Annotated in this window: 10 protein-coding genes and 1 tRNA gene; 5 read left to right on the top strand and 6 right to left on the bottom strand. The window is 73.3% G+C overall.

Annotation, left to right across the window (positions count from 1 at the left end):
- The first annotated feature begins 126 nt into the window (after positions 1-126).
- Genes ITX44_RS14870 through ITX44_RS14855 form a run of 4 tightly spaced genes read left to right on the top strand, consistent with a single transcriptional unit; the run spans position 127 to position 6377 of the window.
- Entirely contained in the window at positions 127-813 is a 687-nt protein-coding gene (locus tag ITX44_RS14870; RefSeq protein ID WP_205357907.1) for a response regulator transcription factor, read from the top strand.
- A complete protein-coding gene (locus ITX44_RS14865; protein ID WP_205357908.1) occupies positions 813-2390 on the top strand; it encodes a sensor histidine kinase in 1578 nt (525 codons plus the stop codon). Before ITX44_RS14870 ends, ITX44_RS14865 begins: the two co-directional genes overlap by 1 nt.
- 25 nt (positions 2391-2415) lie before the next feature.
- On the top strand, positions 2416-3909 hold the full coding sequence (locus tag ITX44_RS14860) for a bifunctional glycosyltransferase family 2/GtrA family protein (RefSeq protein WP_205357682.1): 1494 nt from the start codon (positions 2416-2418) through the stop codon (positions 3907-3909).
- Positions 3906-6377 carry an ArnT family glycosyltransferase gene (locus tag ITX44_RS14855; protein ID WP_205357681.1) on the top strand — a complete coding sequence of 824 codons (2472 nt, stop codon included), beginning with the start codon at positions 3906-3908 and terminating at the stop codon, positions 6375-6377. The genes ITX44_RS14860 and ITX44_RS14855 overlap by 4 nt, the downstream gene beginning before the upstream one ends.
- 242 nt (positions 6378-6619) lie before the next feature.
- On the opposite strand, the gene ITX44_RS14850 is transcribed toward ITX44_RS14855, so the two are convergent.
- The gene (locus ITX44_RS14850; protein WP_205357680.1) at positions 6620-7081 is read right to left on the bottom strand and encodes a PPOX class F420-dependent oxidoreductase; all 462 of its coding nucleotides are present in this window, start codon (positions 7079-7081) and stop codon (positions 6620-6622) included.
- 420 nt (positions 7082-7501) lie between these two features.
- Positions 7502-8440, bottom strand: a complete 939-nt coding sequence (locus tag ITX44_RS14845) for an aldo/keto reductase (protein ID WP_205357679.1) — start codon at positions 8438-8440, stop codon at positions 7502-7504.
- 60 nt (positions 8441-8500) lie between these two features.
- Here ITX44_RS14845 and ITX44_RS14840 point away from each other — a divergent pair, with 60 nt between their 5' ends.
- Positions 8501-8698 (top strand): hypothetical protein, encoded by a 198-nt coding sequence (locus ITX44_RS14840; protein ID WP_205357678.1) that lies wholly within the window; start codon positions 8501-8503, stop codon positions 8696-8698.
- Between the two features lie 37 nt (positions 8699-8735).
- On the opposite strand, the gene ITX44_RS14835 is transcribed toward ITX44_RS14840, so the two are convergent.
- From ITX44_RS14835 to ITX44_RS14820, 4 genes are all read right to left on the bottom strand, one after another.
- Complete coding sequence (locus tag ITX44_RS14835) at positions 8736-9596, bottom strand: RNA polymerase sigma factor SigF (RefSeq protein WP_236060619.1); 861 nt, start codon at positions 9594-9596, stop codon at positions 8736-8738.
- A gap of 167 nt (positions 9597-9763) precedes the next feature.
- Positions 9764-10621 (bottom strand): RNA polymerase sigma factor SigF, encoded by an 858-nt coding sequence (locus ITX44_RS14830; protein WP_372440913.1) that lies wholly within the window; start codon positions 10619-10621, stop codon positions 9764-9766.
- Between the two features lie 197 nt (positions 10622-10818).
- The gene (locus ITX44_RS14825) at positions 10819-10983 is read right to left on the bottom strand and encodes a hypothetical protein (protein WP_205357675.1); all 165 of its coding nucleotides are present in this window, start codon (positions 10981-10983) and stop codon (positions 10819-10821) included.
- Positions 10984-11299: 316 nt separating this feature from the next.
- A tRNA-Ser gene (locus ITX44_RS14820) sits at positions 11300-11386 on the bottom strand.
- Positions 11387-11412 lie beyond the last annotated feature (26 nt).

The raw sequence follows: 11412 nt of genomic DNA, 5'->3' as shown, positions 1-11412 counted from the left end.
ACCGCGCCCGCGGCCCCGCGCGCCGCCGCCGTGCCCCGGACCGTCCCGGCCCAGCGCCCCGCCTCCTCCGCCCCGGGCCCCGCCACGGCCCCGGCCCTCGACCTCGCCCGGCCCGACGGCTCCCCCGTGCGGGTCCTGGTCGTCGACGACGAGGCGCCGCTGGCCGACCTGCTGTCCATGGCGCTGCGCTACGAGGGCTGGCAGGTGCGCACCGAGTCCGACGGCGCCTCCGCGCTTCGGGCCGCCCGCGAGGCCCGGCCCGACGCGGTGGTCCTCGACGTGATGCTGCCGGACATGGACGGCCTGGAGGTGCTGGCCAGGCTGCGCCGCGAGACCCCGGACGTGCCCGTGCTGTTCCTGACCGCCAAGGACGCCGTCGAGGACCGCATCGCCGGGCTCACCGCCGGCGGCGACGACTACGTCACCAAGCCGTTCTCCCTGGAAGAGGTCGTCGCCCGGCTGCGCGGCCTGCTCCGCCGCTCCGGAGCCGCCGCCGTGCGCAACGAATCGCTGCTGGTCGTCGGCGACCTGGTGCTCAACGAGGACAGCCACGAGGTCAGCCGCGGCGGCGCGAACATCCACCTGACCGCCACCGAGTTCGAGCTGCTGCGCTACCTGATGCGCAACCCGCGCCGCGTGCTCAGCAAGGCGCAGATCCTCGACCGGGTGTGGTCGTACGACTTCGGCGGCCAGGCCAACGTGGTCGAGCTGTACATCTCCTACCTGCGCCGCAAGATCGACGTCGGCCGGCCCCCGATGATCCACACCCGGCGCGGCGCCGGCTACCTGATCAAGCCCGGCGAGCCGGCGTGATCCAGCTCCGCCGGACCCGCCGCCGCTGGTCGCTGCGCAGACGGCTGGTCGCCTCCTGCGTCGCGCTGGTCGCGGTGGTCTGCGCGGTGATCGGCGCCGTCACCATCTTCGCCCTGCACGACTTCCTTTACGGCCAGCTCGACGGCAAGGTGCAGGAACTGGCCCTGCGCGCCTCCGGACACGACGACGGAGCCGCGCACGACGGGGCCCCGCCGCCGGGGGCCGGCCTCCCGGCCCCGCCGCGGCCGGACCGCGCGGCCGGGCCACCGCTGGGCTTCCTGGTCGGCGGCGGCCAGCCCGGCGACACCGTCGGCGCGGTCGTCGGCCCGGCCGGAAACGTCACCCAGGCCTCGGTCAGCGCCGCCCGCACCGGCAGCGGCTCCCTGATCGCCGACCCGCTCACCGCGAAACAGGCCGCCGCCTTCGCCACGGTCCCGCTCGACGGCCGCACCCACACCCTGCACATCCCCGACCTCGGCACTTTCCGGGCCGCCTCCTCCCAGCCCGGCGGCCGTACCCCCACCGTCGTGGTCGGCCTGTCCACCAAGAGCGTCCAGGACACCCTGGGCACCCTGCTGTGGGTGGAGGTCTCGGTGTCCGCGGCCGGCCTGGTCGCCGCTGGGCTGGCCGGCGCCGCCCTGATGCGGATCGCCCTCCAGCCGCTGCGCCGGGTCGCCGCCACCGCCACCCGCGTCTCCGAACTGCCCCTGCACCGCGGCGAAGTGGCCCTGCACGAGCGGGTGCCCGACTCCGACACCGACCCGCGCACCGAGGTCGGCCAGGTCGGCGCGGCCCTCAACCGCATGCTCGGCCACGTCGGCTCCGCGCTGCACGCCCGGCAGGAGAGCGAGACCCGGGTCCGCCGGTTCGTCGCCGACGCCAGCCACGAACTGCGTACGCCGCTGGCCTCCATCCGCGGCTACGCCGAACTCACCCGGCGCGGCCCGGAACAGCTCGGCCCCGACACCCGGCACGCCCTCGGCCGGATCGAGTCCGAGGCCGACCGCATGACCACCCTCGTCGAGGACCTGCTGCTGCTTGCCCGGCTCGACGCCGGCCGCCCGCTGAGCCTGGCCGAGACCGACCTGTCGCCGCTGGTGGTGGACGCGGTCAGCGACGCCCGCGCGGCCGGCACCGGCCACATCTGGCGGCTGGACCTGCCCGACGAGCCTGCCACCGTCCACGGCGATGCCGACCGCCTGCACCAGGTGCTCACCAACCTGCTGGCCAACGCCCGCACCCACACCCCGCCGGGCACCACCGTCACCGCCCGGGTGCGCCACGACGGCGCCTCGGTGTGCCTGCAGATCCAGGACGACGGCCCCGGCATCCCGCCGGAACTGAGCGGCCACGTCTTCGAACGGTTCGCCCGCGGCGACGCCTCCCGCTCCCGCGCCGCCGGCAGCACCGGACTGGGGCTGGCCATCGTGCGGTCCGTGGTCACCGCCCACGGCGGCGAGGTCGGCGTCGAGAGCGCACCCGGCCGTACGGTGTTCACCGTCACCCTTCCCCGAGGGCGCGACGTGCGGGCGGCCGCGCACTCACAGGCCCTGCCCAGCCCCGCCACACGCTCGTGACAGGGCGGCCGCCGACCGTCGAGGCATGCGAACCAACTTCGGCGATCTGCCCGCCCGGCAGCACCTGCCGGTCACGGCCGCAGCGCCCGCCCCTCCGGCCGGCGCCCCCGTTCCTCCCGTGCTGGACGTGGTCGTCCCCGTCCACAACGAGGAGAAAGACCTCGAACCGTGCGTGCGGCGGCTGCACGCGCACCTGTCGGGCACCTTCCCCTACCCGTTCCGGATCACCATCGCGGACAACGCGAGCACCGATCTGACCTCGGCCGTCGCCAAGGCGCTGGCCGCCGAGCTGCCGCAGGTCATGTCCTTCCGGCTGGAGCAGAAGGGCCGCGGCCGGGCGCTGCGCACCGTGTGGACCGCGTCCGAGGCGCCCGTGCTGGCGTACATGGACGTGGACCTTTCCACCGACCTGAACGCGCTGCTGCCGCTGGTCGCCCCGCTCATCTCCGGCCACTCCGACCTGGCCATCGGCTCCCGGCTGACCCGCTCCTCGCGGGTGGTGCGCGGCGCGAAGCGGGAGTTCGTCTCCCGGGCCTACAACCTGATCCTGCGCGGCTCGCTGGCCGCGCGCTTCTCCGACGCCCAGTGCGGCTTCAAGGCGATCCGCGGTGACGTGGCCCAGCGGCTGCTGCCCATGGTCGAGGACACCGGCTGGTTCTTCGACACCGAGATGCTGGTGCTCGCCGAACGCGCGGGCCTGCGCATCCACGAGGTCCCGGTGGACTGGGTGGACGACCCCGACAGCAGTGTCGACATCGTCCGCACCGCCGCCGCCGACCTCAAGGGCGTCTGGCGGGTGGGCAGGGCGCTGGCCACCGGCCGGCTCGCGCTGGACCGGCTGCGCCGCCCCTTCGGCGACGACCCGCGCGACCGCGACCTGCCCGGCGTGCCCGCGGGACTGGCCCGCCAGCTCCTCGGCTTCTGCGTGATCGGCGCCCTGAGCACCCTGTTCTACCTGGCCCTCTACGCCCTCTTCCGGACCGGCACCGGCGCCCAGGCCGCCAACGCGCTCGCCCTGCTGCTGTCCGCCTTCGCCAACACCGCCGCCAACCGCCGCCTCACCTTCGGCGTCCGCGGCCGCGGCGGCGCCGTCCGCCACCAGGCGCAGGGCCTCGTGGTCTTCGCCATCGGCCTCGCCCTCACCAGCGGCTCGCTGGCCGCCCTGCACACCGCCACCGCCCACCCCAGCCACGGCACCGAACTGGCCGTCCTGCTCGCGGCGAACCTGGCGGCCACAGTGCTGCGCTTCCTGCTGTTCCGGGCCTGGCTGTTCCCGGACGGGGCGGGGGCGCCGGCCGCTGTCCGGCCCGACGGCGTGGTGCCGGCTGCCGCGGGGGCGCCCGCGAGTGCCGCCGGTTCCGCGTCCGGCCCGGCGCCGGGCGCCGTGACCGGTCCTGTGGCCGGCCGGGGCGGCGCACAGCGGTCAGGCCCCGTATCCCCGCGCGGCGGGCGGTCCGCCCCCGTACCCGGTCTCCCCGACGTACCCGACGTACCCGACGACTCCAGGAGTTCCCGATGACCGCGCCGAGCAACATCCCGTACGGAGCACCCGCCGCGGGCGCAGCGCCGGGGGGCGGCGCGACGCCTGGGACCCCGCAGGAGCAGGGGGCGCCGGGCGTGGCCCGGCTGCCGGGGCCGCCCGGCGTGCCGGGAGCACCGGCGGAGCCCGGTGTGCCGGACTTCGGCCGTCCGGTCGCGGAACCGCCCGCCGCAGCCGGCCGCGCGGCGCGGTGGCTGCGGGGCCGGCCCGGGGATCCGGCGTGGGCCCGGCCCGGGCTGCTCGCCCTGCTGCTGGGCACCCTCGTCCTCTACCTGTGGAACCTCAGCTCCTCCGGCTACGCCAACTCCTTCTACTCCGCCGCCGTCCAGGCCGGCAGCCAGAGCTGGAAGGCGTTCTTCTTCGGCTCCTCCGACGCGGCCAACTCCATCACCGTGGACAAGCCGCCGGCCGCGCTGTGGCCGATGGCCCTGTCCGTACGCCTCTTCGGCCTCGGCTCCTGGCAGATCCTGGTGCCCGAGGCGCTGATGGGCGTCGCCGCGGTCGGCGTCCTGTACGCCGCGGTGCGCCGCCGGTCAGGACCCGGCGCCGGGCTGCTGGCGGGCGCGGTGCTCGCCGTCACCCCGGTCGCCGCCCTGATGTTCCGCTTCAACAACCCGGACGCGCTGCTCGCCCTGCTCATGGTGGTCGCGGTCGCCTGCGTGCTGCGCGCCCTGGAGGACGGCCGGACCCGGTGGCTGGTCGCGGCGGGCGCCGTCTTCGGCCTCGCCTTCCTGGTCAAGACCCTCCAGGCGTGGCTGATCCTGCCGCCGCTGGCCGTGGTCTACGCGGTCTGCGGGCCCACCCGGCTGCGCCGCCGGCTGCTGCAACTGCTGGCCGCGGGTGCCGCGATGGTGCTGGCCGGCGGGTGGTGGGTGGCCATCGTGCAACTGTGGCCCGCGTCGTCCCGCCCGTACATCGGCGGCTCCCAGGACAACAGCTTCCTGTCGCTGACCTTCGGCTACAACGGCTTCGGCCGGATCACCGGCAACGAGACCGGGAGCGTCGGCGGGGGCGGCGGCCCGGGCGGCGGCGGGCGCTGGGGCGCGACCGGCATCGGCCGCCTGTTCGGCACCGACATGGGCGGGCAGATCGCCTGGCTGCTGCCGGCCGCGTTCGTCGCGCTGCTGGCCGGCCTGTGGCTCACCCGCCGGGCCGCCCGCACCGACCTCGGGCGGGCCGCCTACCTGGTGTGGGGCGGCTCCCTGCTGATGACCTTCCTGACCTTCAGCTTCATGTCGGGAATCTTCCACCAGTACTACAACATCGCCCTCGCGCCCTACATCGCCGCGCTCGTCGGCATGGGCGCGGCCGACCTGTGGCGGCGGCGCGGGCACCCGGCCGCGGTGGTCGCCCTCGCGGCGACGGTCGTCGGCACGGCCCTGCTCGCGTACGACCTGCTTGACCGCTCGCCGTCCTTCCACCCCTGGCTGCGGGTCGCCGTCGTGGCGGCCGCGGTGGTGGCCGCGGGCGGCCTCCTGGCGACCCTCCTGCCCGGACTGAGGCCCTCCGCTTCCTCCGCCCCCGCCGGGCGCCCGGCGGCCCGGCTGGGCGTGCTCTGCGCCGTCGTGGGGCTCGCCGCGATCCTCGGCGGCCCGGTCGGCTACACCCTCGACACCGTGAACACCGGTCACCGCGGCTCCATCGTCACGGCCGGCCCCGCGGTGAGCGGCGGCCGCGGCGGACCCGGTGGGTTCGGCGGCTTCGGCGGGGGCGGTCCGCGCGGGGCGTTCGGCGGCCGCGGCGGCCAGTTCCCTCAAGGCGCTCCGGGCGGCGGCACCGGCTTCCCCGGGTTCCCGGGCGGCGGTACGGGCGCGGCGGGCGGCGGCAACGGCGGCTTCCCGGGCTTCCCCGGGGGTACGGCCGGCGCGGGCGGTGGTACGGGTACGGCGCCCGGCGGTACGGCCGCAGGCGGCGGCACCGGCACGGCCCCGGGTGGCACGGGTACGGGCCGCGGCGGCATGGGCGGCCGGCCCGGCGGTGGCGGCGGCATGGGCGGCCTCCTCGACGGTGCCCAGGTCAGCGCGGCGATGAAGACGGCCCTGCTGAAGGACGCCGGGAAGTACACCTGGGTGGCGGCGACCGTCGGCTCGCAGAACCAGGCCAGCTACCAACTCGCCACCGGTCGGCCCGTCATGCCCGTCGGCGGCTTCAACGGCACCGACCCCTCCCCGACGCTCGCCCAGTTCCAGGCGTACGTCGCGGCCGGCCGCATCCACTACTTCATCGGCGGTGCGGGTGGCTTCGGCGGAGGCGGCGGCTTCGGGGCTGCGGACGGCAGCGGAGGCGGCGGCTTCGGGGCTGCGGACGGCAGCGGAGGCGGCGGCTTCGGCGGCCCCGGCTCCTCGGGCACGGCGTCCCAGATCACCTCATGGGTCGAGGCCCACTACAAGGCCACGACGATCGGCGGCACGACGGTTTACGACCTTACGGCCGCAACGCAGTCCTGAGTTCTCTGCGGCCCTCGCACTGCTTCGCGGGCTTCGGACCGCATGCCGGGCACCGTTTTTTCTGCGGTCCTCGCGCCGCTTCGCGGGCTTCGGACCGCTGCCGGGACTCCGTCCCGGCAGTCCCGGCAGTCCCGGCGCATGGCTCATGTCATGCGCCGGGACGGAGTCCGCTCAGGGCCGGCCTGTTACCGGCCGGACTGGCCGTCAGGCCAGCACGTACCGTCGGACCGGCAACCGCTTCGTCAGGCCAGCCGGGCCGGGAAGCCGCCGGTGGCGACCGGGCCCCAGCGCTCGGGGGTCACGCGGATGAGGGACTTGCCCTGACGGAGCATCGCCTCGCGGTATTCCGCCCAGTCGGGGTGCTCGCCGGAGATGTTGCGGAAGTACTCCACCAGCGGCTCGACCGCCTCGGGGACGTCGAGGACTTCGGCGGTGCCGTCGACCTGGACCCACGGCCCGTTCCACTCGTCGGACAGGATCACCACGCCGACCCGGGAGTCGCGCCGGGCGTTGCGGGTCTTGGCCCGCTCCGGGTAGGTGGACATGACGATCCGTCCGGAGTTGTCCACTCCGCAGGTGAGGGGAGATGCCTGGGGCCCGCCGTCCGCGCGGCGGGTGAGCAGCAGCGCGCGGTGCCGGGGCCGTACGAACTCCAGCAACTCGTCGAGGGTGACCTTGGTATTGGTGGCAATGTTCCGGGCCATGCCCGCACCCTACGCGAACGGTCCCGGCGGACGGCGTCCGCCGTCCCCTGCTTCGGCCGCCGCCAGGACCTCGTACCCCAGCCGGTGCCTGGACCTCTCCGCTGCAGGGACAGGCAAGCCGGCCGGGAGCTCGCGGAGTGTCGCGCCCCTTCGCGGAGGGGCGATTCCGCTTCCGGTGAAGCCGGTGTACCCCCCGTGGCCTGCGGCAAACCGCCGCGGTCACCCGAGGGCGGGGCGGGGTGGAGCACTCCGCTCATTTCGTTGCTTCGAGCAACCGTATGGGTAACTGGTTGCCAAAGACAAACTTTTTCTTTCGAGTGACGGCAAAGTTTGGGCAAAAAAATCCGCCCCGCCTCCATAGGGAGGGGGGCGGATTCCGTGGTAGGGAGTCGGCCCCCCTCCCTATGGAGGCGGGCCGGCTCAGGCCGACGCGGCCGTCAACCGGTCGAGCTCCTCGTCCGTCAGCTTGAGCTCGGCGATCGCGGTGAGCGCGGCCACCTGCTCGACCTTGCTGGCGCTGGCGATGGGCGCGACGACAGTGGGCTGGGCGGCGAGCCAGGCCAGCGCCACTGTGGCGGGCTCGGCGTCGTGGGCCGCCGCCACCTCGTCCAGCGCGGCCAGCACCTTGGTGCCGCGTTCGGTGTCCAGGAAGGCCGCGGCCTGTCCGGCGCGCGGGCTCCCGGTGCGGTCGCCGTCCGGCCGGTACTTGCCCGTCAGGAAGCCGCGGGCCAGGCCGTAGTACGGCGCCGCGGACAACCCGCGCTCGCGCGCCAGGTCCGCCAGCGGGCCCTCGTAGGCGTCCCGCTCGACCAGGTTGTACTGCGGCTGGATGATCTCGTACCGGGCCAGTCCCTCGCGCTCGGCGAAGTCCAGCGACGCGGCCAGCCGCTCCGGGGAGATGTTCGAGGCGCCGAGCACCCGTACCTTCCCCTCGCGCACCAGCGCGTCCAGGGCGGTGACGATCTCCTCGACCGGCACGGACAGGTCGTCGAAGTGCGAGTAGTACAGGTCGATCCGGTCGGTGCCCAGCCGGCGCAGCGACGCCTCGGCGCCCTGCTTGATCGTCTCGGCCTTGAGCCCCTTGAACTCCGGGTGCGAACCGACCTTCGTGGCCACCACGATGTCGTCCCGCCGGCCGGTGCGCGCCAGCCACCTGCCGATGATCGTCTCGGACTCCCCGCCGGAATTGCCCGGCGCCCATGCGGAGTAGACGTCGGCGGTGTCGACGAAGTCGCCGCCGGCCGCCGCGTAGGCGTCCAGCACGGCGAAGGACTGCTCTTCGTCCGCGGTCCAGCCGAAGACGTTGCCGCCCAGGCACAGCGGGTGAACGTCGAGAACGGAATTGCCGATGCGTGTCATATGGAACGGCAACCGGTGGGGGGTGCACGCTATTCCGCCGACACGCTAGGGTCTGGCGGCATGTCGAACCCTACGCCCAACCCCGAGAACAACTACGACCCGGCGGGCAGCACCCAGATGTTCCGGGCCTTCGTCGACGAGCGCCCGGCGCCCGCTCAGACGCAGCAGGCGGCAGGCCGCAGCCGGGCCGGTCTGATCATCGGCGTGGTCGTCGCGCTGGTCGTGATCATCGGAGTGGTCGCGCTGGCGATGCGCTGAGCCCACCGGCTCCGGCGGCCACTCCGTCCCGTCGTCCTCAGACCTCTGCGGTCAGTCCTTCCCGCAGCTGCGCCAGCGTGCGGGTGAGCAGCCGGGAGACGTGCATCTGCGAGATGCCGACCTCCTCGCCGATCTGCGACTGCGTCATGTTGGCGAAGAACCGCAGCATGATGATCTGGCGCTCGCGCGGCGGCAGTTGGGCCAGCAGCGGCTTGAGGGACTCGCGGTACTCCACGCCCTCCAGCGCCTGGTCCTCGTAGCCGAGCCGGTCGGCCAGCGTGCCCTCGCCGCCGTCGTCCTCGGGCGGCGGGGAGTCCAGCGAGCTCGCGGTGTACGCGTTGCCGACCGCGAGTCCGTCGACCACGTCCTCCTCGGAGACGCCCAGGCACGCGGCGAGTTCGGCCACGGTGGGCGAGCGGTCGAGCTGCTGGGAGAGCTCGTCGCTGGCCTTGGTGAGCGCCAGCCGCAGCTCCTGGAGCCGCCGCGGGACCCGTACCGACCAGCTCGTGTCCCGGAAGAACCGCTTGACCTCGCCGACGATGGTGGGCATCGCGAAGGTCGGGAACTCCACCCCGCGCTCGCAGTCGAACCGGTCGATCGCCTTGATCAGGCCGATGGTGCCGACCTGGACGATGTCCTCCATGGGTTCGTTGCGGCTGCGGAAGCGAGCGGCGGCGTACCGCACGAGGGGCAGGTTCAGCTCGATCAGCGTGTCGCGGACGTAGGTGCGTTCCGGGCTGTCCACCGGCAGTTCCGCCAGGCGCAGGAACAGCGAACGGGACAGCGTACGGGTGTCGATGGCCTCGCTGTGCAGAGCGTCGTGCGCTGCGGCTGAGTCGGCCTCGCCGTCGGCGTCCGGCTTGCTCTGCACCTTGGGACTGCCCACCTGTACGGACATGCCACCCCCTTGAGGTCGCGGACGGGTGTCGCGGGCGACGGTTGTTCCACCTCTGGAATACCGGACACTCGCTCGCGACAAACGCTGTATCCGCAGAATGTCACATGTCGGCAACACGCTGTAGCGCCATGTCGACATATCTGTGCAGGTGGCTTGATCCCGCTGGGTTACGCTTCGAGCTGGTTTGCGGACCTCAGCCGGGCGAAGCTGCGGGACAGCAGCCGGGACACGTGCATCTGGGAAACGCCCAGCTCAGCGCTGATCTGGGACTGGGTCAGATTGGCGAAGTAGCGCAGCAGCAGGATCCGCCGCTCCCGCTCGGGGAGTTGGACCAGAAGGTGACGTACGAGGTCGCGGTGCTCGACGCCGGACAGGGCCGGATCCTCGTAACCGAGCCGGTCCAGCAGGCCGGGCGCGCCGTCGCCCTCCTGGGCGGCCTCCAGCGAGGTGGCGTGATAGGCGCGGCCGGCCTCCAGGCAGGCGAGCACCTCCTCCTCGGAGAGCTTCAGCCGGTCGGCGATCTCGGCGGTGGTGGGCGAGCGGCCGTGCAGCACCGTCAGGTCCTCGATGGCGCCGCTGACCTGGACCCACAGCTCGTGCAGCCGGCGGGGTACGTGGACGGTGCGGACGTTGTCCCTGAAGTAACGTTTGATCTCCCCGACCACGGTGGGCATGGCGAAGGTCGGGAACTGCACCCCGCGCTCCGGGTCGAACCGGTCGATGGCATTGATCAAGCCAATTGTGCCGACCTGGACCACGTCCTCCATCGGCTCGTTGCGGCTGCGGAAGCGGGCGGCCGCGTAGCGCACCAGCGGCAGGTTCACCTCGATGAGCGCGGCCCGCACCCGCGCGTGCTCCGGCGTGCCCGGCTCCAGCCCGCTGATCTGCTCGAACAGCACCTGGGTGAGCGCCCGCGCGTCGGCCGCGTTGGTGCTGGGCGTCCGCGTCCTGCCGCGGGGATACGTTGACGGCGGCGTGGTCGAGGTCGACTCCGCCGTCGACGTCGACGCCGTACGGGCCGACACCGGCACACCACACCCCTCATCGGTCCACTCATCCGGCAAAAGCGGTCATAGCATCACAATTCATGCGTCCTGTGTGCAAGCACCGCATATTGCCGTGTTGTACGAACGGGCGTACGGACAAGGGTTGTGGAGGTGTGCGCGGAAGGCCCGGGACCGGCCTCGGATCCGGGTGGAGGGACGCTGCGACGGAGCCGCTCTCAGTTGACGAGGTCGTGCATGAACTGGCCGATGCTCTTGGCGGCGTTCGAAATCCCCACGAATCCCACCTGTACGAGATCGGCGGCCCGGGCGGGCTGGTCGATGATCGTGTAGAGCACGAAGATCACCAGCACATATGTGGCTATCTTCCTCGCCTGTGCCATGCCTGCCCTGCCCTCCCCAGCCGCGATCCCGCGCCGGCGGTACAACTGTGCAGTCCGGGCAGTCTATCCACCGGACAGCCCAACCATCCGCCCGCCACTCCCATCATCCGATATCCCTACTGCCTCGCTCCACGTCCCGGGGTGAAGGGAGGAGGCCGGGTGACACGGGATCAGGCGGGCGCTGTCGGGGGCGCGGTGGCGGCGTACGGGCGCCTGAGCGGGGCACCCGTACGGGCGCTCGAGGGCGGCACCGGCCCGGGTACGCGGACGGCCCGCCCCTCGGTGTCGAGAGGCGGGCCGTCCGTCCTGCTGAGAGCGGTAGCGGTGGGATTTGAACCCACGGAGGAGTTGCCCCCTCACACGCTTTCGAGGCGTGCTCCTTAGGCCGCTCGGACACGCTACCGAGACTGATGCTAGCCCATGGGAGGC

Source organism: Actinacidiphila acididurans (genome assembly GCF_016918855.1).
GTDB lineage: Bacteria > Actinomycetota > Actinomycetes > Streptomycetales > Streptomycetaceae > Actinacidiphila > Actinacidiphila acididurans.
The sequence above is the reverse complement of the archived record's forward strand: the minus strand, read 5'-3'. Positions and strand labels throughout refer to the sequence as shown.

Coding starts and splice junctions, on each gene's coding strand:
- ITX44_RS14860 (WP_205357682.1), top strand. CDS start 2,416: ATGCGAACCAACTTCGGCGATCTGCCCGCCCGGCAGCACCTGCCGGTC.
- ITX44_RS14845 (WP_205357679.1), bottom strand. CDS start 8,440: ATGACACGCATCGGCAATTCCGTTCTCGACGTTCACCCGCTGTGCCTG.
- ITX44_RS14840 (WP_205357678.1), top strand. CDS start 8,501: ATGTCGAACCCTACGCCCAACCCCGAGAACAACTACGACCCGGCGGGC.
- ITX44_RS14835 (WP_236060619.1), bottom strand. CDS start 9,596: ATGTCCGTACAGGTGGGCAGTCCCAAGGTGCAGAGCAAGCCGGACGCC.
- ITX44_RS14855 (WP_205357681.1), top strand. CDS start 3,906: ATGACCGCGCCGAGCAACATCCCGTACGGAGCACCCGCCGCGGGCGCA.
- ITX44_RS14850 (WP_205357680.1), bottom strand. CDS start 7,081: ATGGCCCGGAACATTGCCACCAATACCAAGGTCACCCTCGACGAGTTG.
- ITX44_RS14825 (WP_205357675.1), bottom strand. CDS start 10,983: ATGGCACAGGCGAGGAAGATAGCCACATATGTGCTGGTGATCTTCGTG.